The sequence below is a fragment of the Variovorax sp. ZS18.2.2 genome, assembly GCF_024701975.1.
GTDB lineage: Bacteria > Pseudomonadota > Gammaproteobacteria > Burkholderiales > Burkholderiaceae_C > Variovorax.
Map to the genome: position 1 here is coordinate 509,391 of NZ_JANLNM010000003.1, position 22,837 is coordinate 532,227.

A 22,837-nucleotide genomic window follows, 5' to 3' on the forward strand; every position below is an offset into this window, starting at 1 on the left:
CGGAAGTGGGGGACTGCTCCCCCGGAGAGACCCTGAGAGCCTGCATCGCAGCTTGCCGAGGGCAACCCGGCATGCATAATCGACTCAGTTCAAAAATTGGGGTTTTGATTATGCTCGACCGGGACGGCTTCAGGCCCAACGTCGGCATCATCCTGCTCAACCAGAGAAACCAGGTTTTCTGGGGCAAACGCATACGTACGCATTCCTGGCAGTTTCCGCAAGGCGGCATAGACCGCGGCGAAAGTCCCGAGCAAGCCATGTTCCGGGAACTGCACGAGGAAGTGGGGCTCCATCCGGAGCATGTGCGCATCGTGGCCCGTACCCGCGACTGGTTGCGCTACGAGGTGCCGGATCGGTTCATCCGCCGTGACGCACGGGGCCACTACAAGGGCCAGAAACAAATCTGGTATTTGCTGCAACTCACCGGCCACGACTGGGATCTCAACCTGCGTGCAACCGACCATCCCGAATTCGACGCCTGGCGCTGGCATGACTACTGGGTGCCGCTCGACGTTGTCGTCGAGTTCAAGCGCGGCGTCTACGAGATGGCACTCACCGAGCTTGCTCGCTACCTGCCACGGCAGGATTTCCGCAACCGCTTCCTGCGCAGCAACGTGCGCGCCCGAGAATTCGAGCGCCATTCGCTGGACGCCGGAGCGCCCGCGGGTCTCGATTTGCCGCCCGGCGGCAGTTTCGATCCGCATCCCGACATTCCTTCTGCGAGCGATGAACCTCCTCTTCCCAACGCGCCCTTCTTTCCGACGCAGCGCTGAGCGCGTCCTTCTTCTCGCCTGCTTCGGCATCCTCGCCGGCTGCGCCTCGGGCAAGTACGACACCGACAACCCCGACTGGGCGCAGGCGGGTTCGGCGCCTGCACCCAAGCGGTCCGAGACGGACAAGGAATGGGAAGAATCCGCGGCCCCGCCGCCGCCGGCCTTCAGCGAAAGCCGCCTGCTGCCGATCGAGATGCCCCCGTACATGAGCCTGAAGTTCGGCATCGATCCGGGAACGATCACGATCACACCCGATGGCATCGTGCGCTACGTGGTGGTGGCCAGCAATCGCAGCGGTGGCGCCATCAACGCCTTCTACGAAGGCGTGCGTTGCTCGACCGCCGAGATGAAGAGCTATGCGCGTTACAACAGCGGCGCATGGCAGGAAGTAACCAAGCAGGAATGGAAGCGCATCAACGACCTGAACTCGCGCTACACGGTGGCGCTGTCGACCCAAGGCATCTGCCGCGGCAACGCGCCGCGCAGTTCGGTCGGAGAGATGGTGCAGAACATCCGCAATCCGGTTCGCGAAGTGCAATGAGCAGCAAAGCAACTCCGAGATGAACGAACGGGGCCTCGGGCCCCGTTTTTCTTTTGCCGATCAGCTGGGCATCAGCACCATGTTGTCGCGGTGGACCATCTCCGGTTCCGCGACATAGCCCAGCAAACGCTCGAACTCGGCGGACGGCTTGCGGCACAAGAGGCGCGCCTCCACGCTCGAATAGTTGGCCAGGCCACGGGCCAGTTCGACGCCTTCCGCATCGCGCACCGCGATCACGTCGCCGCGCGAGAACTCGCCCGACACGCCCGTCATGCCGATCGGCAGCAGGCTCTTGCCTTCGGCGCGCACCTTGGCCGCGGCCCCCGCATCGACGACGACCGCCCCGCGCAGCTGCAGGTGGTCGGCCATCCAGCGCTTGCGCGCCTGGTGTTTGGCCGTCTGCGCCACCAGCAGCGTGCCTATCGATTCGCCGCGCGTCAGGCGCAGCAAGGCATCGGCCTCGCGGCCCCAGGCGATGACGGTCGACGCGCCCGAACCGGCTGCGCGCTTGGCGGCCAGGATCTTGGTGATCATCCCGCCGCGGCCGATGCTGGAGCCCGCGCCGCCCGCCATGGCCTCGAGCGCCGGATCGCCGGCCGCTGCTTCGTGCACGAACTTCGCGTCAGGGTCCTTGCGCGGATCGGCCGTGTAGAGACCCTTCTGATCCGTGAGGATGATCAGTGCATCGGCCTCGACCAGGTTGGCCACGAGCGCGCCGAGCGTGTCGTTGTCGCCAAACTTGATCTCGTCGTTGACGACGGTGTCGTTCTCGTTGATGACCGGCACCACGCCCAGGCGCAGCAGCGTGACGAGCGTCGAGCGCGCATTGAGGTAGCGCTCGCGGTCGGCCAGGTCGGCGTGGGTCAGCAAGACCTGGGCGCTGCCGATCTCGTTTTCGCGCAGCTTGGTCTCGTACATCTGGGCCAAGCCCATCTGCCCGACGGCCGCGGCGGCCTGGAGCTCGTGAATCTCGTGGGGGCGTGTGCGCCAGCCGAGGCGCTTCATGCCTTCGGCGATCGCGCCGCTCGACACCATCACGACCTCGCGCCCTTCGCGCACCAGCGCCGCGAGCTGCCGGCACCACTCGCCGATGGCCGCCTCGTCGAGACCGCGCCCCTCGTTGGTCACGAGGCTGGAGCCCACCTTGACGACGATACGGCGGGCATCCCGCAAGGCAGTGGATCCGGAATTCGAGGTCATTGAGGGGGTGTGGCGGTCGTGAATGCTGCTGATTTTGCTATCTATGGAGTCGCATCGATGTCGATGCCCTGCCGCACTCAGGCCGGATCGGGCGGCAGCTGGACAAAGCGCGGATCGACCTCGACTGGCTCCTGTTCCGCCACCTGCTGGGCCTTGACCTGCTGGTAGACAGCCTGCACCAGATGCTCGCAGCCCTCGCGCGTGAGTGCCGATATCTCGAACACCGGGCCCTTGAAGCGCAGGCGCTTGACGAAGTCCTTGACCAACGCCGCGCGCTCGTCGCCGGGCACCATGTCGAGCTTGTTCAACACCAGCCAGCGCGGCTTGTCGTACAGCGCGGCATCGTATTTCTTCAGCTCGCCCACGATGGCCTTGGCCTGGGCAACCGGATCGATGGCGTCGTCGAACGGCGCCATGTCGATCACATGCAGCAGCAGCCGCGTGCGTTGCAGATGGCGCAGGAAGAGGTGGCCGAGACCGGCGCCTTCGGATGCGCCTTCGATCAAGCCAGGCAGGTCGGCCACCACAAAGCTCTGCTCCGGGCCGACGCGCACGACGCCGAGATTCGGATGCAGGGTGGTGAAGGGATAGTCGGCGATACGCGGCCGCGCGTTCGAGATGGCGCTGATCAGCGTCGACTTGCCCGCATTCGGCATGCCGAGCAGGCCGACGTCGGCCAGCACCTTCAGTTCGAGCTTCAGGCTCTTCTTTTCACCAGGCCAGCCGGGCGTCTTCTGGCGCGGCGCGCGGTTGATGGCGCTCTTGAAACGCATGTTGCCGAAACCACCGTCGCCGCCCTTGGCGATGGTGATGACCTCGCCTTCGGTCAGGAGTTCGTACAGCACTTCGCCCGTTTCGGCATCGGTAATGATCGTGCCGACCGGCACCTTGAGCGTGATGTCGTCGCCCGCGGCGCCGAACATGTCGGAGCCCATGCCGTGCTCGCCGCGCCTGGCTTCGTGCCGGCGCGAATAGCGGAAATCGACCAGGGTATTGAGGTTCGAGTCGGCCACCGCGAAAACGTGGCCGCCGCGACCGCCGTCGCCGCCGTTGGGGCCGCCGAATTCCTTGTACTTCTCATGACGGAACGACACGCAGCCGTTGCCGCCATCGCCGGCGGCGATGTCGATGAAGGCTTCGTCGACGAACTTCATGGGATGTCCAGTTTACAAATGAAGAAGCCCCGGCAAAGCGGGGCCTCGGGCTGATCGAAGTGACGCGAGGCTTACGCCGCGGGGGTCACGTTGACCATGTGCTTGTTGAGCGCACCCTTGTGACCGAACGACACGTGGCCGTCGACCAGGGCAAACAGCGTGTGGTCCTTGCCCACGCCGACATTCACGCCGGGATGGAACACGGTACCGCGCTGGCGCACGATGATCGAGCCTGCGCTGATCAGTTCGCCGCCGAAGGCCTTCACGCCGAGCATCTTGGGCTTGGAATCGCGCCCGTTTCGCGTTGAGCCGCCGCCTTTTTTCTGTGCCATGGAATGTGCTCCTTAGCCGGCGATCGCGCCGATTTGCAGTTCGGTGAACTGCTGGCGATGGCCTTGACGTTTCTGATAATGCTTGCGACGGCGCATCTTGAAGATGCCGACCTTGTCGTGCTTGCCGTGCGACAGTACCGTGACTGTCACCGTTGCGCCGGACACCAGGGGCGTGCCAACCTTGATTTCAGCGCCGTTTCCGACGGCCAGAACCTGGTCGATCACGATTTCCTGGCCTACGTCCGCAGCAATCTGTTCTACTTTAATTTTTTCGCCGGAAGCAACGCGATACTGCTTGCCGCCGGTTTTTATGACCGCGTACATGTAAGACCTCTTAGAAATGAGTCTCTGCAGCGAATTCCGCAGAGCCCAAGATTATAGCGCGGTTTGTGCTCGCTAACACCCATTGCCTCCGCCAAGCCCCGGCAAGCAGGCCACCCTCCCTATAATTTACGCCTTCCGGTCCCTGGGCCGCCTTCACCTTCAGCAGCGCCTCGCGCCCCCGCTTTGCCAGTCCCCGCCGCCGACACCTCCCCCACCGCCACCGTGCTGGACCTGATTGCCGGCGACATGGTCGAAGTCGACCGCGTGATCGCACGCCGCCTCGACACGGGCGTGCCGCTGGTCAGCCAAGTCTCCAAATACATCATCTCTGCTGGCGGCAAGCGCCTGCGGCCTGCGCTGCTGCTGCTGATGTCCGGCGCACTGGGCTACACGGGCGAACAACGCTTCAACCTGGCCGCCGTGGTGGAGTTCATCCACACCGCCACACTGCTGCACGACGACGTGGTTGACGAATCGACCCTGCGACGCGGGCGAGCAACCGCCAACGAATCCTTCGGCAACCCGGCCAGCGTGCTGGTTGGCGACTTTCTGTACTCGCGCGCATTCCAGATGATGTTGGATGCAAACAACATCCGCGTCATGGAAATCCTGGCGGAAGCTACCAACGTGATCGCCGAGGGCGAGGTGCTTCAGTTGATGAACATGCACGACGCGTCGCTGGACGAAACGGCGTACCTGCGTGTGATCCGCTCGAAGACCGCCAAGCTTTTCGAAGCAAGCACCCGGCTCGCCGCCGTGCTGGCCGGCGTCGCGCCGGAAGTCGAGGAAGCCTGCGCCACTTATGGACAAGCGCTGGGCACCGCCTTCCAAGTGATCGACGATGTTCTTGATTACGCAGGCGACGCCCAGGAAACCGGAAAGAACGTCGGCGACGACCTCCGCGAAGGCAAGACCACGCTTCCTCTCATTTTTGCGATGCAGCGCGGTACTCCGGCACAAAGCGGATTGGTGCGCGCCGCCATCGAGGCCGGCGACACCGCTCAGTTGGGCAAGGTGGTGGAGATCGTTCGCGAAACCGGTGCGCTGGATGCGTCCCGCGCAGCCGCCGCAGCCGAAGCCAAACGCGCGATCGATGCACTGCGCGACTTCCCCTCCAATTCGCATGCTTCCGGTTTGCTACAATTGGCGGCTCAGTTGCTTGAGCGACGTGCCTGAAACACCTCACCAGAGTTGGCATCTAGGACGACTTCTTTTTTCTTGCAACCAATCGGGGTGTAGCTTAGCCTGGTAGAGCGCTACGTTCGGGACGTAGAGGCCGGAGGTTCGAATCCTCTCACCCCGACCAGCCTTTGGCTGGCACAAATAATGGCCATGCCTGTTGCTGTGTAGCGATTTACAGCACAGGGGCGATGAGCGATGATCGTGAAGCACTTTCTCACATCTTTTGCATTCGCTGAATGGCCGCTGCCGAACTTCCAGTCAAAGAACTCTCGCAAATCGCCCTCCCGGGCTTGGCGCGCGCTCTCGTTTCGGCCGGCAAACTGCCTGCAAGAATCGCAGAGGACATCTACCAGAAGTCCCTGAGCGGCCGCACCAGCTTCATCGCCGAGCTGACCGGCACTGGCGCCGTCTCGGCAGCGGATCTCGCCCACACCCTTTCCACCGCCTTCGGCGCCCCGCTGCTCGATCTGGATGCGATCGATCACCAGCGCCTGCCCAAGGACCTGCTCGATCCGAAGCTGTGTCTGGCGTACCGCATCGTCGTCCTCAGCAAGCGCAACAACCGTCTCATCGTTGCGACTGCCGATCCGTCGGACCAGCAGGCGGCGGAGAAGATCAAGTTCGCCTCCCAGATGGGCGTCGACTGGGTCATCGCGGAGTACGACAAGCTCTCGCGAATGATCGAAGCAGCCGCAGCGAGTGCGGCGGAAACCATCAACAGCATCGTCGGTACCGAGTTCGAATTCGACGATGTGACCGCCGACACCTCGGGCGATGTCAGCGAACAAGCTGTTGCCGAGGTCGAAGATGCGCCGGTCGTGCGCTTTCTGCACAAGATGCTGCTCGACGCCGTCAGCATGCGCGCCTCGGACATTCACTTCGAACCCTACGAGCATCACTACCGCGTGCGTTTCCGAGTCGACGGCGAACTGCGCGAAATCGCGAGTCCGCCCACCGTCATCAAGGACAAGCTGGCGTCCCGCATCAAGGTCATTTCCCGGCTCGACATTTCCGAGAAGCGCGTGCCGCAGGACGGCCGCATGAAGCTCAAGATCGGGCCGGACCGCGTGATCGATTTTCGCGTGAGCACGTTGCCCACGCTGTTCGGCGAGAAGATCGTGGTTCGTATTCTTGACCCGAGCAGCGCGCGGATGGGCATCGATGCCCTCGGCTACGACGCCGTCGAAAAGGAACGGCTGCTCTATGCGATCGGCCGCCCTTATGGAATGGTGCTCGTGACCGGTCCCACGGGCTCGGGCAAGACGGTGTCGCTCTACACCTGCCTGAACCTGCTGAACCAGCCGGGCGTCAACATCGCGACGGCGGAAGACCCGTCCGAAATCAACCTGCCCGGCGTCAACCAGGTCAACGTCAACGAACGGGCCGGACTGACCTTCGCCGCAGCGCTGCGAGCCTTTCTGCGCCAGGATCCCGACATCATCATGGTCGGCGAAATCCGCGACTTGGAAACCGCCGATATCTCAATCAAGGCCGCGCAGACCGGCCATCTGGTGCTCTCGACGCTGCACACCAACGACGCACCAACCACGCTCACGCGCATGCGCAACATGGGCATCGCGCCGTTCAACATTGCATCGAGCGTGATCCTGATCACTGCGCAGCGGCTGGCACGCCGCCTATGCACCGTGTGCCGCGTGCCGATCGACATCCCGCGTGAAGCGTTGCTCGAAGCTGGCTTCCAGGAAGCAGACCTGGATGGCTCCTGGAAGCCTTACCGCCCAGTCGGCTGCTCTGCATGCAGCGGCGGCTACAAGGGCCGGGTCGGCATCTACCAGGTGATGCCGATCACCGAGGCCATCCAGGAAATCATCCTGCGCGATGGCAGCGCGCTCGACATCGCACAGCAATCCGAAGCCGAGGGCGTGCGCTCGCTGCGCCAGTCGGGCCTCGGAAAAGTCAAGCAGGGTCTCACTTCGCTCGAAGAAGTGGTGGCCTGCACCAACCAATAACGAACACCGAATACCGGAGATCGAATGGCAACAGTGGCATCCCCCCGCTCCTCCCAGGTCACGCACAAGGAATTTGTCTTCGAATGGGAAGGCAAGGACCGCAACGGCAAGCTGGTGCGCGGCGAACTTCGGGCCGCCGGCGAGAACCAAGTGCAGGCGGCGCTGCGCCGCCAGGGCGTGCTCGCCTCCAAGATCAAGAAGCGCCGCATGCGCTCGGGCAAGGCCATCAAGCCCAAGGACATCGCGATCTTCACGCGCCAATTGGCGACGATGATGAAGGCCGGCGTGCCATTGCTTCAGTCCTTTGACATCGTTGGACGCGGCAATGCAAATGCGAGCGTGGCGAAGTTGCTCAACGACATCCGCAGCGATGTGGAAACCGGTACATCGCTTTCGGCCGCCTTCCGCAAGTTCCCGAAGTATTTCGACAACCTGTACTGCAATCTCGTGGAAGCGGGCGAAGCGGCCGGTATCTTGGAGGATCTGCTGGACCGCCTTGCCACCTACATGGAAAAGACCGAAGCGATCAAGTCCAAGATCAAGTCGGCATTGATGTATCCGACCTCAGTGGTGGTCGTCGCGTTCATCGTGGTCGCGATCATCATGATCTTCGTGATCCCGGCCTTCAAACAGGTGTTCACCTCGTTCGGAGCTGACTTGCCAGCACCAACGCTGTTCGTGATGGCAATGAGCGAGTTCTTCGTGTCCTACTGGTGGTTGATCTTCGGAGGCATCGGTGGCGGGTTTTACTTTTTCATGCAGGCATGGAAGCGCAACGAGCGCATGCAGAAGTTCATGGACCGCTTGGTTCTGCGCATACCGATTTTTGGCACGCTGATTGAAAAATCCTGCATCGCACGCTGGACGAGAACGCTCGCCACGATGTTTGCTGCCGGCGTGCCGTTGGTCGAGGCCCTGGATTCGGTGGGAGGCGCCTCCGGCAATTCCGTCTATGGCGACGCCACGGCCAAGATTCAGCAGGAGGTCTCGACCGGCACCAGCCTGACCGCAGCCATGACCAACGTCAATCTCTTCCCCTCAATGGTGATCCAGATGACTGCCATCGGCGAAGAGTCCGGCTCCATCGACCACATGCTGGGCAAGGCGGCCGACTTCTACGAATCCGAAGTGGACGACATGGTCGCCGGCCTCTCCAGCCTGATGGAGCCCATCATCATCGTGTTCCTCGGCGTGATCATCGGTGGGATCGTGGTGTCGATGTACCTGCCCATCTTCAAGCTCGGCCAAGTCGTCTGATGCCGGTTTCGCAAGGGTTCGACGCCGCGCTGGCCGGCGTGCTGGGGCTATTGATCGGCAGCTTCCTGAATGTCGTGATCTACCGGACTCCAGTCATGATGTACCGGGACTGGCTCTCCGATGCCGTCGCCAACCTGATGACGTCGAAGGACGTGCCCTCGCTGTGGTCGCTGGTTTTCGGCCCCAAGGCCACACCGCCCGCAGGACTCGAAGCCGCAGCGGACAAGGCCGCCATGGCTATCGAGAAGCTTCCTCCCTTCGACCTCACTCGCCCCGCATCTCGCTGCGGCGCCTGCGGCCACAAGATCCGCTGGTACCAGAACATCCCGGTCCTGAGCTACCTGCTCCTGCGCGGCCGCTGTGCGTCATGCAAGACCTCGATCAGTCCGCGCTATCCATTGGTCGAGTTGGTCACAGGCGCCCTGTTCGCCCTGTGCGGCTGGCGTTTCGGCCTTACCCCCACGGGCGCGTTGTGGGCGGCGTTCGCCGCGCTGCTGATCTGCCAGTTCCTGATCGATTTCGACACCCAGTTCCTGCCCGATTCGCTGAACTACACCCTCCTCTGGCTCGGCCTTGTCGGTGCGGCCATGGGCTGGACCGGCGTGCCTCTGAGCTCGGCCGTGTGGGGCGCGGTGTTCGGCTACCTCAGCCTCTGGCTTGTGTACCATGCCTACCGCCTGGTCACGGGCAAGGAGGGCATGGGCTATGGAGACTTCAAACTGCTCGCGGCGCTGGGCGTCTGGCTCGGTGCCGACTACCTCATCGCCATCATCCTCGTCTCTTCGCTGGTGGGCGCCGTGATCGGTCTTACTCTGCGCTTCGTCGGCAAGCTGGCGCACAAGGACATTCCGATCGCCTTCGGCCCCTTCCTGGCCGGCGCAGGTCTCATCTGCCTGGCGATCGGCCCTGAACTCGTGAGGCAATGGATCCCCTTCGCGTTCCCGCTCGGCGCGCTGGTCCATTGACACCACACATGGTGCGGCGCATCGGCCTCACGGGCGGCATCGGCAGCGGCAAGAGCACCGTGGCCGGGCTGCTGGTTGCCCAAGGCGCCGTGCTGGTCGATACCGATGCGATCGCACGCAGCATCGCGCAAGCCGGCGGCATCGCAATGCCTGCCCTCGAGGCTGCATTCGGCCGCACCGTCATCGCCGCGGACGGCGGCCTCGACAGGGCCGCCATGCGGCAGATCGTGTTCGCCGATGCGGGTGCCAAGCTACGGCTCGAATCCATCTTGCACCCGCTGATCGGCACGGAAACCCAGCGCCAGGCTGCGGCCGCAGGCGAGGACGCCGTCGTGGTGTTCGACGTGCCGCTTCTCGTCGAATCCGGGCGCTGGCGCGCCATCGTGGACCGGGTGCTGGTGGTCGACGCCACCGAGGCCACCCAGTTGAAGCGCGTCGTCGCGCGCTCGGGCTGGACGCCCGAAGCCGTCAACGCGGTGATCGCCCAGCAGGCCTCGCGCCCGGCACGCCGGGCCGCCGCGGACGCGGTCATTTTCAATGAGTCATTGACGCTCGTGGAACTCGAAACCGAAGTGCAGGGTCTCTGGAAGCAGTGGGCTGCGGCCACCACGCGATAATCCGAGACCTGCCGCTGCCGCGGCTGCATAACGATTACGACAAAAAGGCGCTCGCCGCAGTGCCCTCCCCGAGATGCTTTTCAACTCGTATCCCTTCATTTTTGTCTTTTTCCCGCTGGTCCTGATCGGGTTCTTTCTGATCGGCAAGCGCAACGCCCGCGCCGCCGCCGGCTTCCTCGCACTGGCTTCGCTTTTCTTCTACGGCTGGTGGAGCGTCCAGGCCCTGCCGCTGCTGCTGGGCTCGATCTGCGTCAACTACTGGTTCGGCCTGCAACTGTCCCCCGCACCGGGCCGCGACGACCGCAAGCGCAAGACGCTGCTGATCAGCGCACTGGTGGTCAACCTGGGCGTGCTGGCCGTCTTCAAGTACGCCAACTTCTTCCTGGAAAACGTCGACGCCGGACTGGTCGCGGCGGGTCTCACGCCAATCGATCTGGTGCACATCGTGCTGCCGATCGGCATCTCGTTCTATACCTTCACGCAGATCGCCTTCCTGGTCGACTGCTGGCAGGGCAAGGTGCACGAGCGCAGCTTCGTCCACTACCTGCTGTTCGTGACCTACTTCCCGCACCTGATCGCGGGCCCTGTGCTGCATCACGCGCAGATGATGCCGCAGTTCGCGAACAGCGCCACCTACCGGCTCGACCCGAACAAGGTAGCGATCGGCATTGCGATCTTCGTCTTCGGCCTGGCCAAGAAGCTCCTGATCGCCGACCCGCTGGGGCAGTACGCCGACATGATGTTCAACGGCGTGCACAAGGGCATCGAGCCCACGCTCTACACCGCATGGTTCGGCGCGCTCGCTTACACGCTGCAGATCTATTTCGACTTCTCGGGCTACTCGGACATGGCGGTCGGCCTCTCGCTGTGCCTGGGCGTGCAGCTGCCGCTCAACTTCCGCTCGCCCTACAAGTCGACCAACATCATCGAGTTCTGGCGCCGCTGGCACATTTCGCTGTCGACGTTCCTCCGCGACTACCTCTACGTGCCGCTGGGCGGCAACCGCAAGGGCCCGGCCCGGCGCTACCTGAACCTGTTCCTCACGATGCTGCTGGGCGGCCTCTGGCACGGCGCGGCCTGGACCTTCGTGATCTGGGGCGCCCTGCACGGCCTCTTCCTGATGATCAACCACCTCTGGAACGCCAAGGTGCGGCGCAACGCCACGCCCGGCCGCATCGCCCGGGTGCTGGGCTGGTTCCTGACCTTCCTCTGCGTCGTTGTGGCCTGGATCGTCTTCCGCGCCGACGGCATGCACACGGCCATGGCCATCTACAAGGGCATGCTCGGCCTGCACGGCGCACCGCCATCGGCGTTCAGCGAGCTGGGTCCGGTTCCATTCCGCAAGCCCGAGTTCTTCCAGACCCTGCTGGTCGGCATCGTCATCTGCCTGGCGCTGCCGCCCACGATCACGCTCGAGCGTTGGATTCCACATCCGAAGGCCGTTGCAGGCCGCCCGGTCATGGCGTGGCTCTCCACCACGGTGCTGGCCATCGGCACCTTCGCGCTGTTCGCGTGGTGCGTCTCGAAGCTGGGCAACTACAGCCCGTTCCTCTACTTCCAATTCTGATTCGACATGACGATGCCCGCGAAAGTCTGGCTGCGGTTCTTCTTCATCGGCTACATCGTGCTGATGGGGCTGTGGATCGTTTCGCTGACCAGCCCCATTCCCTACGGCGACCTCACGCGGATCGGGCGCCTGTCCGAGCGTGAATTCGGCTGGACCGCGCCCCCGCCCAAGGTCGACCCCGCATTGCTCAAGGGCACACCGGTCGATCAGGCCGACATCATGGTCATCGGCGACAGCTTCTCCATGACCTTCCGTTGGCAGTCCAAGCTCGTTGCGGCCGGCTACCGCGTCTCGACTTCCTACTGGGGCCAGTACGAGAACGCGCTGTGCGGCGACTTCGACCAGTGGGTCCAGCGCTCGGGCTTCAAAGGCAAGCTGATCATCATCGAGAGCGTCGAACGCCTGCTGGGCGACCGCACCAAGGACAGCGCGAAGTGCCAGAAGATGCGCATGCCCTACGACGCCATGCCGCATCCCCTCGTCAAGCCCGACGAGACCGTGCCCGATCCCGCGCCCAACTGGAACGTCCAGTTCATGACCGGCGTCACCACGTACTACAACACGTGGAAAGCGAAAAAATCTGCAACCGACACCTACTTCGACTGGAACACCTGGGTGCGCCCGGTGCCGGACGGCTGCAAGTACTTCTCGCACCACGCGTGCGACAAGATGCCCTTCTTCGCCGAAGACGAGGACAACGGCCCGCTGACCCCCGCGCACCTGGAGTGGATGAAAAACTTCACAGCGGCGCACACCGCCATCCCGATCATGTGGATGGTGATCCCCAACAAGACCACGGTGTACCTGAAGCCCGACTACTCGAAGGATTTCGAAACGGGCTTCCGCGAATCGAAGCTGACAGGCCCCGACCTCTACGCTTTTACACGCGAGAAACACACCCAGGTTCGCGACTTCTATTTCTCGAACGACACTCACATGTCGATGCACGGACAGCTCCTGCTCGGCGACCGCATGCTGGCCGCCGTGCGCGAGGTGCTTCCGACGCCCCCTTCCAAATCACCCTGAAGTTATGATCCCGCGACAGGAAACCGACAAACACGCGTGATCCTTTACGAGTACCCCTTCAACGAGCGCATCCGCACCTACCTGAGGCTGGAACACCTGTTCCGTCGCCTCGGAGAACTGGTGCCCTCGGAATCGCCGCTGTCCCACCACTACGCCCTGATCACGATCTTCGAGATCATGGACGTGGCGGCGCGCGCCGACCTCAAGGCCGATGTGCTGCGAGACCTCGACAAGCACAAGAACGTCTTCAACAGCTATCGGGGCAATCCGGCCATCGCCGAAACGGTGCTCGACCAGGTGGTCGGCCAGCTCGAAGGCAACTTCGCCGCCCTCAACGGCGTTGCCGGCAAGGCCGGCCAGGCGCTGACCGAAAACGAGTGGCTCATGAGCATTCGCAGCCGCGCCGGCATTCCGGGCGGCACCTGCGAATTCGACCTGCCCGCCTATTTCGCCTGGCAGCACCGCGCGCCAGCGAGCCGCCGCGCGGACCTGGAGCGCTGGTCGAACACGCTCTCGCCGCTGGCCTCCTCCATCTACCTGCTGCTCAAGCTGCTGCGCGACGCCGATGTGCCCTACAAGGTCATCGCCACGAACGGGCAGTTCCAGCAGAACCTGCCGCAGGGGCGCAGCTTCCAGCTGCTGCGGCTGCGCATCGATCCCCGACTCGGGCTGGTCCCCGAAATCAGCGGCAACCGCCTCATGGTTTCGGTCCGGCTCATGCGGCACGAGGCCGACGACCGTTTGCACCAGAGCACGGAAGACGCGCCCTTCGAACTGACACTTTGCGCATGACGACTCGGGTGAACGACAAAGGCGAGCGGATCGTCCGTTGCCCCAGTTGTGGCGGCGACAGCATCTACGCGCCTTCCAACCCCTATCGGCCTTTCTGCAGCGCACGCTGCAAGGGCGTCGATCTGGGCGCCTGGGCCAGCGAAGAATTCCGGATGCCGGCCGAAGCACCGCCCGACGACGATCCGTTCGGCGACCCCAAGCTCCAGTAGACCGGCGGCGCCCGTCTAGCGGCCGCCGTCCCCGAGAAACACCTTGTCCAGATAGCCCGCGTGCGCCCGCACGTAGAAGGGCCGCAGGTGCTCGCGGTCCTTGTAGACCGGTGTGCCGTCCGGCATGGACCGCACGCACTCGCCCGACTTGCAGAGTTGCGCCAGCACGTCGATGGCTTCCGCACCGCTCGATGCGGCAATGCGCTTCAACCGCTCGTTGAGTTGCGCCTGCTCGGGCGGCAGCGGGCCGGTGGTGGTGCTGGTCAGCGCCGTCATCTTCCCCATGCGGCTGCCCTCGATCAGGCGGCGCGGCTCGAACTCCACGCTGCGCGCGTTGTCCAGCAGCAGGTACACCTTCTTCTTGCTCTGGATCAGCGTGGTCAGCAGCTTTTCGAGCGCGTCGAGCGAGCGCTCGAGCCCCGGGCCGCCGTTGTTGATCGGATAGGCCGACGCGCCGTCCTGGAAGTAGAAGGCCAGCGGGAAATTCCCGGTGAAGTAGCAGTTCCAGCAGGCGCCGACGACGACCGTGTCGATCTGCGGGTTCAGCGCCAGTTCGAGCATGCCGGTGCGCGCCTTGTCGCAACCTTCGTTGCCATCGGACAGCACACCCGGCACGGGCGGGCAGGCGCCATAGGTCGCGAAATACGTGGTGGCCATCTGCCCAGGCGCGCTGCGCGCGAGCTCCAGTGCGCGCGGCGCGTACTGCTGCACATGGCTGTCGCCGATCAGCAGCACCTTGCGCGCGCCGTTGCCGGTGCGCTCGACCTTGTGCGCTCCCAGCTTTTCCTGTTTGAAGCCGTCGTAGTAGTTGTCGTCCACCGTGGCGTCGGTCACCTTGCGCAGCAGGTCGCTGCCGTTGCGCGGAGGCATGCCGCCCAGCGCCAGCACGCCGACGAGCGCCACCGCCACGCCGGAACCGGCCAGCGCGCGCAGCATGCCGACGCTCGTGCGCGCCCGGGTGAAACGCTCGAGAAAGCGGTAGGTGGCCCACGCCAGCAAGACGCTCGCGACCACCGCCCCCGCGCGCACCCAGGCCGACGGGTTGCCCTCTTCCACGATCCGCGCGTACACCAGCAGCGGCCAGTGCCACAGGTAGAGCGGATAGCTGATGAGGCCGATCCACACCATCACCCGGTTCGAGAGCACGTACTTGTTGAGCACGCCGCCCGGCCCTGCCGCGATGCAGCTCACGGCCCCCAGCGTCGGCAGCAGCGCCCACCAGCCCGGGAAGGCCTTGTCGCTGCGCGTCATCACGAGCCCCAGCACGATCAGCCCCACGCCGAGCACCGACTGGAGATGGCTGCGCCACACGCTCGGCGCGACGGGCTTGAGCCGCATGCACGCCAGGATGCCGCCGACCATCAGCTCCCAGAAACGCGAGGCCGGCGAATAGAACGCCGCCTCGCGGAACGGATGCACCGTCGTCACGTTGACAAGGAACGACGCCACTGCGATCACCCAAAGCAGTCGCACGATCGGCCAGCGCCGCCGCCACGCCACGCCCAGCAACAGCGGCCAGAAAATATAGAACTGCTCCTCGATCCCGAGCGACCACAGGTGCAGCAGCGGCTTGGTCTCGGCGGCGGTGTCGAAGTACCCCGACTCGCCCCAGAAGATGAAGTTGGCCACGAAGGCCGTGCCGCCGGCGGCCTGCTTGCCGAGCTCGGCGAACTCCCGCGGCAGCAGGGCATACCAGCCGAAAGCCAGCGTCGCCGCCAGCACCAGCATCAACGCCGGAAAGATCCGCCGGATGCGTCGCGCATAGAAGTCGCGGTAGCTGAAATCGCTCGCCGCGTGGCTCTGCATGATGATCGTCGTGATCAGGAAACCCGAGATCACGAAGAAGATGTCGACCCCGATGAAGCCGCCCGGCAGCGCATCGGGAAACGCATGGAAGGCCAGCACCGACGCGACGGCGACGGCGCGCAGGCCATCGATGTCGGGGCGGTACTTGGGATGCATCTTCGGGATCAGGCCTCGGGCAGCGTGCGGCCGTCGTGCCGGCCGGTCGACCCCATCAGGCCAGCGTCGAGACGGCCAGCGCCGCCGAAGCGGGCAGGCCGCGCTCCTGCACCAGCCATTCGAGCACCGGCAGCGCGCCCGGCAGCACCGGCGCCACATCGAGCGGCAGTTGCTGCCACGCCATCGCCTGGCCTTCGCGCATCTCGAATTCACCGGTCCAGGCGGTCACCTTGCACCAGTGCAGGCGCACCAGCGCATGCGGATAGTCGTGCTCGGTGACCTTCCAAACCGAGGCGCCTTCGATGGTGATGCCGAGCTCTTCCTGCAGTTCGCGCCGCAGGGCCTCTTCGACCGTCTCGCCAGCTTCGATCTTGCCGCCCGGAAACTCCCAGTAGCCCGCGTAGGCCTTGCCTTCGGGCCGGGTCGAGAGCAGCAGGGCGTCGTCACTCAGGCGGATCAGCACGCCGACCGCGACCTCGGTGTGCTTGCGCGCGCCGTTCTGTTCCTCTGCGCTCACGCGTTGCTCCGCCCCGCGTAGTCGCGGGCGAACTGGTAGGCCACGCGGCCGCTGCGGGAACCGCGCTCGAGCGCCCAGACCAGCGCCTCGGGCCGCGCCGCCGCGATGGCGGCTGCATCGACACCGAAAGACGACAGCCACTGCCCCACGATCGTGAGGTATTCGTTCTGGCTGAAGGGGTAGAAGCTCACCCAGAGGCCGAAGCGCTCGGACAGCGAAATCTTCTCCTCGATCACCTCGCCCGGATGCACCTCGCCATCGTCGGTGTGGGTGTAGGTGAGGTTTTCCTTCATGTACTCGGGCAGCAGGTGGCGCCGGTTGCTGGTCGCGTAGATCAGCACATTGGGCGTCGATGCCGCAATCGACCCGTCGAGGATCGACTTGAGCGCCTTGTAGCCCGGCTCGCCCTCGTCGAAGCTCAGGTCGTCGCTGAACACGATGAACTTCTCGGGGCGCTGCGAGACCACTTCGACGATGTCGGGCAGGTCGACCAGCTCGGCCTTGTCCACCTCGATGAGGCGCAGCCCCTGCGGCGCATAGGCCTGCAGGCAGGCGCGGATCAGCGACGACTTGCCCGTGCCGCGTGCGCCCGTCAGCAGCACGTTGTTGGCCGGCTTGCCTTCGACGAACTGGCGCGTGTTGCGCTCGATCTTTTCCTTCTGGACGTCGATTTCCTTGAGCGAATCGAGCGCCATCGTCGCCACATGCTTCACCGGCTCCAGCACGCCATGGCCGGAGTTGCGGCGGCGGTAGCGCCAGGCGATGGAAGCGTTCCAGTCCGCTGGCGCCGACAGCGGCTGCGGCAGGATCGATTCGATGCGGGTAATGAGCTGCTCGGCGCGCTCGATCAGCTTCTGGAACTGCTCGTTCATGACCGGTAGTCGGCGTTGATGGTCACGTATTCGTGGCTGAAGTCGCAGGTCCACACGGTCTCGCTGGCGTTGCCGCGGCCGAGGCCGACCCGCACCGTGATCTCGCTCTGCTTCATCACGCGCTGGCCGTCTTCCTCGCGGTACGACGGGTTGCGTCCGCCCTTGACCGCCACGTGCACGTCGTCCAGGAACAGGTCGATGCCGGTCTGATCGAGGTCGGCGATGCCCGCATAGCCGACGGCCGCCAGGATACGGCCCAGGTTCGGGTCGCTGGCATAGAACGCGGTCTTCACCAGCGGCGAATGCGCGATCGCGTAGGCCACCTGCTTGCACTCGGCAGCATCGCGGCCGCCTTCGACCTGGATGGTGATGAACTTGGTCGCGCCTTCGCCGTCGCGCACGATGGCCTGTGCCAGCAGGCGCGCCACGTTCTGCATGGCCGCCACGAGCGCCTGGCCTTCGGCAGATTCGAGCGAGGTGACGGTCGCGTGGGACGCCTTCTGCGTGGCGATGACGACGAACGAGTCGTTGGTCGAGGTGTCGCCGTCGATGGTCACGCGGTTGAACGAGCCATCGGCCAGGAGCTTCGCGAGCGGCTGGATCAGCGACGGATCGATCTTCGCGTCGGTCGCCATGAAGCCGAGCATGGTCGCCATGTTCGGGCGGATCATGCCGGCGCCCTTGCTGATGCCGGTGATGGTGACGGTGGCGCCGCCGATCTGGACCTTCTGGCTGAACGCCTTGGGGATCGTGTCGGTGGTCATGATGCCTTCAGCGGCGCGTGCCCAATGGTTCTCCGAAGCATCGGCCAGCGCGGCGGGCAGGCCCGCTTCGATGCGGTCCACGGGCAGCGGCTCCATGATCACGCCGGTCGAGAACGGCAGGATCTGCTCGGGCGCGATCTCCAGCTTGCGCGCGAGCGCGATGCAGGTGGAGCGCGTGCGCATCAGGCCGTCTTCGCCGGTGCCGGCATTGGCGTTGCCGGTGTTGATCACCATCGCGCGAATGCCGTAGTTGGCCGCCAGGTGGTCACGGCAGACCTGCACCGGCGCCGCGCAGAAGCGGTTCTGGGTGAACACGCCGCCGACCGCCGAGCCTTCGTCGATCAGCACGACGGTCAGGTCCTTGCGGTTGGCCTTTCGCACACCCGCTTCGGCCACGCCGATGCGGACGCCGGGCACCGCGAACAAGGCGGCGGGATCAGGGGCGGACAAGTTCACGGGCATGGGGTTCTCTCAATGAAAGGTTCGGGACGTCAGCTCAGCTTGCCGTGGCACTGCTTGTACTTCTTGCCACTGCCGCAGGGGCACGGGTCGTTGCGGCCGACGCGGGCGAAGGCGGCGGCCTCGGCGCTCAGGGCGCCCGCACCGATGGCCGCGAGGCGGCGCTGGTTTTCTTCGTCGACACGCACCTCGACCTCGCCGGTTTCGGTCGGCGCGGAGTAGGTGATGTTGGCCACGTTCTCGCCGCGGCTTTCCATGGCTTCGGCCGCTTCCTCGAGCTGCTCGCCAGACTGCACGCGCACCGTCATGAGCTGGCGCGTGACTTCGTTCTTCACCGAGTCGAGCAACTGGCCGAAGAGCTCGAAGGCTTCGCGCTTGTATTCCTGCTTGGGCTGCTTTTGCGCATAGCCGCGCAGGTGGATGCCCTGGCGCAGGTAGTCGAGCGAAGCCAGGTGTTCGCGCCAGTGGGTGTCGATGCTCTGCAGCAGCACCATGCGCTCGAACTGGGTGAAGTTCTCCTGGCCGATCAGCGCCAGCTTGGCGTCGAAGGTTTCGTTGGCGGCCTTGACCACCTTCTCGAGCACGTCTTCATCGGAGATCGCGTCGGAGGCCTCGACCTCCTTCTTGAGCGGCATGTCCAGGCCCCACTCGGTGAAGAGCGTCTTCTCGAGGCCTTCGAGGTCCCATTGCTCCTCGACCGATTCGGCCGGCACGTACTGGCGCACCAGGTCCATGAAGCAGCCTTCGCGCAGCGCGGCGATCTGCGCCGTGAGGTCGCCCGCGTCCAGGATGTCGTTGCGCTGCTGGTAGATCACCTTGCGCTGGTCGTTCGACACGTCGTCGTATTCGAGCAACTGCTTCCGGATATCGAAGTTGCGCGCCTCGACCTTGCGCTGCGCGCTTTCGATGCTGCGCGTGACGATGCCCGCTTCGATGGCTTCGCCATCGGGCATCTTCAGGCGGTCCATGATCGCCTTCACGCGGTCGCCCGCGAAAATGCGCATCAGCGGATCGTCCAAGCTCAGGTAGAAGCGCGACGAACCCGGGTCGCCCTGGCGGCCCGAGCGGCCGCGCAGCTGGTTGTCGATGCGGCGCGATTCGTGGCGCTCGGTGGCGATGATGCGCAGGCCGCCCAGCGACTTGACGAAATCATGGTCCTTGGTCCACTCGGTGCGCACGTGCGCGATGTCGATTTCCTTGGTGGCCTCGTCCCGGCCCTCGTCGGTCTCGATCGCCTCGATCATCTTCTCGATGTTGCCGCCCAGCACGATGTCGGTGCCGCGGCCCGCCATGTTGGTCGCGATGGTGATCATCTTCGTGCGGCCGGCCTGCGCCACGATGTCGGCTTCGCGCGCATGCTGCTTGGCGTTGAGCACCTGGTGCGGCAGGTCGGCCTTGGTGAGCAGCGCGTCGATGATTTCGGAGTTCTCGATGGACGAGGTGCCCACCAGCACCGGCTGGCCGCGCTCGTAGCACTCGCGGATGTCCTGGATGGCGGCCTCGTACTTCTCGCGCGTGGTCTTGTAGACGCGGTCGAGCTGGTCTTCGCGCTTGCTGATGCGGTTGGGCGGAATGATGACCGTCTCGAGGCCGTAGATTTCCTGGAACTCGTAGGCCTCGGTGTCGGCCGTGCCGGTCATGCCGGCCAGCTTGCCGTACAGGCGGAAGTAGTTCTGGAAGGTGATCGAGGCCATCGTCTGGTTCTCGGCCTGGATCTCGACGCCTTCCTTGGCTTCCACGGCCTGGTGCAGGCCGTCGCTCCAGCGGCGGCCCGTCATGAGGCGGCCGGTGAACTCGTCCACGATGGTCACTTCGCCCTGCTGCACCACGTAGTGCTGGTCGCGGTGGTACAGGTGGCGTGCGCGCAGCGCCGCTGTCAGGTGGTGCATCAGCGTGATGTTGGCCGGGTCGTAGAGCGACGCGCCCTCGGGAATCAGCTTGAGCTCGCCCAGGATGCGCTCGGCATTCTCGTGGCCGTCTTCGGTCAGGAACACCTGGTGCGTCTTCTCGTCGACCGTGAAGTCGCCGGGCACCGTGACGCCTTCGCCCGTGCGGGGGTCGGCTTCGCCTTCCTGCTTCGTGAGCAGCGGCACCACCTTGTTGATGGCGAGATAGAGGTCGGTGTGGTCTTCGGCCTGGCCGCTGATGATCAGCGGGGTGCGGGCTTCGTCGATCAGGATCGAGTCCACCTCGTCGACGATCGCGAAGTTCAGCACGCGCTGGACCCGGTCGCCCGGCTCGTACACCATGTTGTCGCGCAGGTAGTCGAAGCCGTATTCGTTGTTGGTGCCGTACGTGATGTCGCTGCCGTAGGCTTCCTGCTTTTCTTCCCGCGGCATCTGCGGCAGGTTGATGCCCACCGTGAGACCCAGGAAGTTGTAGAGCCGGCCCATCCACTTGGCGTCGCGGCTGGCTAGGTAGTCGTTCACCGTGACCACGTGCACGCCCTTGCCGGACAGCGCATTCAGGTACACCGGCAGCGTGGCGGTCAGCGTCTTGCCTTCGCCGGTGCGCATTTCGGAGATCTTGCCGTTGTGCAGCGCCATGCCGCCGAGCAATTGGACGTCGAAGTGGCGCATCTTCATGATGCGCTTGGAGCCTTCGCGCACCGTGGCGAAGGCCTCCGGCAGCAGGGCGTCGAGCGTTTCGCCCTTGGCCGCGCGGTCCTTGAACTCCTGCGTCTTCGCGCGCAGCGCGTCGTCACTGAGCTTCTCGAACTCGGGTTCGAGCGCATTGATGCGTTCCACCGTCTTGCGATACTGCTTGAGGAGCCGGTCGTTGCGACTGCCGAAGATCTGGGTCAGGAAGTTGGTTGCCATTGGGTGGAGATGGGCGGGCGCCTGACACGACAGGCACTGCGACCGGATTCCCTAAGATATGGTGAAAGCAGTTGGGCGCGCTCGTTTCGAAATCAAGTTCGGCCTCGAGCAGCCTTTTTTCCGGCGCGAACGCCGGCAAACCGGGCATTTTAGCTGTCTTGTTTCTGTCCTCAGGATTACTCATGTATCGCCGCCTCGCCCCCGCCATCAGCCTGCACCAGGCTGCAGAAGGCTCGCCCACGCTGGGCGGCCTGATGGCACGCGCGCGCGACAGCGCCGAACGCCTGAAAGCCGTGGAGGGGCTCATTCCGCCGGCCATGCGCGGCGCCGTGCAGGCCGGGCCTGCCGAGGGCGACGTTTGGTGCCTGCTGGTGAAAGGCAGCGCCGCGGCCGCCAAGCTGCGCCAACTCGCGCCGATGCTCGTGACACGGCTCAGGAACCGGGGCTGGGACGTCGCGACGATCCGCATCAAGGTACACACGGGCCGCTGATCGACCGGCCGGCGCTTTGAATTGATTTTTCGTCTGGAAGTAGATAATATTTCCAGATGACACCATCGACGTCGCCCGCCGACGCACTCCTCCTGCTGCTCGACAAGCACCAGGTCAACGCCCTCCTCTCCCCCGACGACGTGCGCCAGGCCGTGCGCGAGGCCTTCGTTCTTCACAGCGACCGCGAAGGCCGCGTCTTCCCGGTCGTGCGCGAGCCGCTCTCCACGGGCGGCGTATTCGGCATCAAGTCGGGCGACGTGCAGGCGCAGGGCCTGCTCGGCTTCAAGGCCGCGGGCTTCTGGCCCGCCAACCGGCAGCGCGGCGGCGAGCCGCACCAGGCGACGATCCTCCTGATCGACCCCGCCACGGGCCGGCCGCTGTGCGTGATCGACGGCAATGCGATCACGACCGTGCGCACGGGTGCGGCGGGCGGGCTCGGCCTGCAGCAGCTCGCGCGACCCGACAGCACGCGGCTTTGCATCTTCGGCACTGGCGTGCAGGCGCGCATCCAGCTCGACTTCGCATTGCGCCTTCTGCCCTCGCTCCGCGAGGTGCGCTACGTGAGCGCCGATGACGGTCGCAACGCCGTGTTCGAAGACAACTTCGCGGCCCGCTGCAACATCGCACCCGCCACCAACCGCAACGCCGCGGTCGCAGAGAGCGACATCGTGATCACCGCGACACCGGGCGGTGGCGCATTGTTCGATCTGGAAGCCGTGCAACCCGGCATGCACCTGAATTGCGTCGGTGCCGACACGCGCGGCAAGCGAGAACTCCCTGAAGGCCTGCTGGCGCGCGCCCGCCTCTTCGTCGACGACAGCGTGCAGGCGCAGCAGATCGGCGAAACCCAATGGGCGCCCGACACCGCGAGGACCGAGTTGGGCGACCTGCTGAGCGGCAAGACCTCCTTCGAGCGCGCGCCGGGCGATATCACCGTCTTCGACATGACCGGCCTCGCGCTGCAGGACCTGACGGTCGCGCGCCTGCTCCACGAGCGCGCGATTGCAACGGGCACAGGCACGCGCCTCGCCTGGCCCTGGTAGC

General features: G+C 64.8%; 22 protein-coding genes and 1 tRNA gene. 14 read left to right on the forward strand and 9 right to left on the reverse strand.

The window, feature by feature from the left end; all coding sequences use genetic code 11:
• Positions 1-110: 110 nt before the first annotated feature.
• Together NU688_RS16255 and NU688_RS16260 are read left to right on the forward strand one after the other, a co-directional pair.
• On the forward strand, positions 111-773 hold the full coding sequence (locus NU688_RS16255) for an RNA pyrophosphohydrolase (protein ID WP_257861877.1): 663 nt from the start codon (positions 111-113) through the stop codon (positions 771-773).
• The gene (locus NU688_RS16260) at positions 727-1,314 is read left to right on the forward strand and encodes a CNP1-like family protein (protein ID WP_257861732.1); all 588 of its coding nucleotides are present in this window, start codon (positions 727-729) and stop codon (positions 1,312-1,314) included. Before NU688_RS16255 ends, NU688_RS16260 begins: the two co-directional genes overlap by 47 nt.
• Before the next feature lie 60 nt (positions 1,315-1,374).
• Here NU688_RS16260 and proB read toward each other — a convergent pair whose 3' ends face one another.
• The 4 genes from proB to rplU all read right to left on the reverse strand — a co-directional run bounded on the left by proB (position 1,375) and on the right by rplU (position 4,324).
• Positions 1,375-2,514 (reverse strand): glutamate 5-kinase, encoded by a 1,140-nt coding sequence (proB, locus tag NU688_RS16265; protein WP_257861733.1) that lies wholly within the window; start codon positions 2,512-2,514, stop codon positions 1,375-1,377.
• Between the two features lie 77 nt (positions 2,515-2,591).
• The gene (gene cgtA / locus NU688_RS16270; RefSeq protein WP_257861734.1) at positions 2,592-3,668 is read right to left on the reverse strand and encodes an Obg family GTPase CgtA; all 1,077 of its coding nucleotides are present in this window, start codon (positions 3,666-3,668) and stop codon (positions 2,592-2,594) included.
• A gap of 71 nt (positions 3,669-3,739) precedes the next feature.
• A complete protein-coding gene (rpmA, locus tag NU688_RS16275; RefSeq protein WP_257861735.1) occupies positions 3,740-4,000 on the reverse strand; it encodes a 50S ribosomal protein L27 in 261 nt (86 codons plus the stop codon).
• 12 nt (positions 4,001-4,012) lie between these two features.
• Positions 4,013-4,324 carry a 50S ribosomal protein L21 gene (rplU, locus tag NU688_RS16280; protein ID WP_042578903.1) on the reverse strand — a complete coding sequence of 104 codons (312 nt, stop codon included), beginning with the start codon at positions 4,322-4,324 and terminating at the stop codon, positions 4,013-4,015.
• 183 nt (positions 4,325-4,507) lie between these two features.
• Here rplU and NU688_RS16285 point away from each other — a divergent pair, with 183 nt between their 5' ends.
• The 10 genes from NU688_RS16285 to NU688_RS16330 all read left to right on the forward strand — a co-directional run bounded on the left by NU688_RS16285 (position 4,508) and on the right by NU688_RS16330 (position 13,909).
• The gene (locus tag NU688_RS16285) at positions 4,508-5,500 is read left to right on the forward strand and encodes a polyprenyl synthetase family protein (RefSeq protein WP_257861738.1); all 993 of its coding nucleotides are present in this window, start codon (positions 4,508-4,510) and stop codon (positions 5,498-5,500) included.
• A 53-nt stretch (positions 5,501-5,553) separates the two neighbouring features.
• Positions 5,554-5,630, forward strand: a tRNA-Pro gene (locus tag NU688_RS16290).
• A gap of 112 nt (positions 5,631-5,742) precedes the next feature.
• The gene (gene pilB, locus NU688_RS16295; RefSeq protein WP_257861739.1) at positions 5,743-7,476 is read left to right on the forward strand and encodes a type IV-A pilus assembly ATPase PilB; all 1,734 of its coding nucleotides are present in this window, start codon (positions 5,743-5,745) and stop codon (positions 7,474-7,476) included.
• A 24-nt stretch (positions 7,477-7,500) separates the two neighbouring features.
• Positions 7,501-8,733, forward strand: coding sequence for a type II secretion system F family protein (locus NU688_RS16300; protein ID WP_257861740.1), 1,233 nt, complete (start codon positions 7,501-7,503; stop codon positions 8,731-8,733).
• On the forward strand, positions 8,733-9,698 hold the full coding sequence (locus tag NU688_RS16305) for an A24 family peptidase (protein ID WP_257861741.1): 966 nt from the start codon (positions 8,733-8,735) through the stop codon (positions 9,696-9,698). Before NU688_RS16300 ends, NU688_RS16305 begins: the two co-directional genes overlap by 1 nt.
• 8 nt (positions 9,699-9,706) lie before the next feature.
• The gene (gene coaE / locus NU688_RS16310; protein WP_257861742.1) at positions 9,707-10,315 is read left to right on the forward strand and encodes a dephospho-CoA kinase; all 609 of its coding nucleotides are present in this window, start codon (positions 9,707-9,709) and stop codon (positions 10,313-10,315) included.
• A gap of 73 nt (positions 10,316-10,388) precedes the next feature.
• Positions 10,389-11,882, forward strand: a complete 1,494-nt coding sequence (locus tag NU688_RS16315) for an MBOAT family protein (RefSeq protein ID WP_257861744.1) — start codon at positions 10,389-10,391, stop codon at positions 11,880-11,882.
• 12 nt (positions 11,883-11,894) lie between these two features.
• A complete protein-coding gene (locus tag NU688_RS16320) occupies positions 11,895-12,908 on the forward strand; it encodes a hypothetical protein (protein ID WP_257861745.1) in 1,014 nt (337 codons plus the stop codon).
• Positions 12,909-12,944: 36 nt separating this feature from the next.
• On the forward strand, positions 12,945-13,700 hold the full coding sequence (zapD, locus tag NU688_RS16325; RefSeq protein WP_257861746.1) for a cell division protein ZapD: 756 nt from the start codon (positions 12,945-12,947) through the stop codon (positions 13,698-13,700).
• Positions 13,697-13,909: a DNA gyrase inhibitor YacG gene (locus NU688_RS16330; RefSeq protein ID WP_257861748.1), complete on the forward strand. Its 213-nt coding sequence runs from the start codon at positions 13,697-13,699 to the stop codon at positions 13,907-13,909. Before zapD ends, NU688_RS16330 begins: the two co-directional genes overlap by 4 nt.
• A gap of 15 nt (positions 13,910-13,924) precedes the next feature.
• Here the strand turns inward: NU688_RS16330 and NU688_RS16335 are convergent, their stop codons facing one another.
• The 5 genes from NU688_RS16335 to secA are packed head-to-tail and all read right to left on the reverse strand — an operon-like array spanning position 13,925 to position 21,302.
• Positions 13,925-15,871: an acyltransferase family protein gene (locus NU688_RS16335; RefSeq protein WP_257861749.1), complete on the reverse strand. Its 1,947-nt coding sequence runs from the start codon at positions 15,869-15,871 to the stop codon at positions 13,925-13,927.
• Positions 15,872-15,926: 55 nt separating this feature from the next.
• Positions 15,927-16,388 carry a (deoxy)nucleoside triphosphate pyrophosphohydrolase gene (locus NU688_RS16340; protein ID WP_257861750.1) on the reverse strand — a complete coding sequence of 154 codons (462 nt, stop codon included), beginning with the start codon at positions 16,386-16,388 and terminating at the stop codon, positions 15,927-15,929.
• Positions 16,385-17,260 carry an ATP-binding protein gene (locus tag NU688_RS16345; protein ID WP_093438874.1) on the reverse strand — a complete coding sequence of 292 codons (876 nt, stop codon included), beginning with the start codon at positions 17,258-17,260 and terminating at the stop codon, positions 16,385-16,387. The genes NU688_RS16340 and NU688_RS16345 overlap by 4 nt, the downstream gene beginning before the upstream one ends.
• The gene (argJ, locus tag NU688_RS16350) at positions 17,257-18,486 is read right to left on the reverse strand and encodes a bifunctional glutamate N-acetyltransferase/amino-acid acetyltransferase ArgJ (RefSeq protein ID WP_257861751.1); all 1,230 of its coding nucleotides are present in this window, start codon (positions 18,484-18,486) and stop codon (positions 17,257-17,259) included. Before argJ ends, NU688_RS16345 begins: the two co-directional genes overlap by 4 nt.
• A 29-nt stretch (positions 18,487-18,515) precedes the next feature.
• A complete protein-coding gene (gene secA / locus NU688_RS16355; protein ID WP_257861752.1) occupies positions 18,516-21,302 on the reverse strand; it encodes a preprotein translocase subunit SecA in 2,787 nt (928 codons plus the stop codon).
• Positions 21,303-21,484: 182 nt separating this feature from the next.
• Here secA and NU688_RS16360 point away from each other — a divergent pair, with 182 nt between their 5' ends.
• Together NU688_RS16360 and NU688_RS16365 are read left to right on the forward strand one after the other, a co-directional pair.
• Positions 21,485-21,793, forward strand: a complete 309-nt coding sequence (locus NU688_RS16360) for a hypothetical protein (protein WP_257861754.1) — start codon at positions 21,485-21,487, stop codon at positions 21,791-21,793.
• A gap of 56 nt (positions 21,794-21,849) precedes the next feature.
• Positions 21,850-22,836, forward strand: a complete 987-nt coding sequence (locus NU688_RS16365) for an ornithine cyclodeaminase family protein (protein WP_257861755.1) — start codon at positions 21,850-21,852, stop codon at positions 22,834-22,836.
• Position 22,837: the final 1 nt, after the last annotated feature.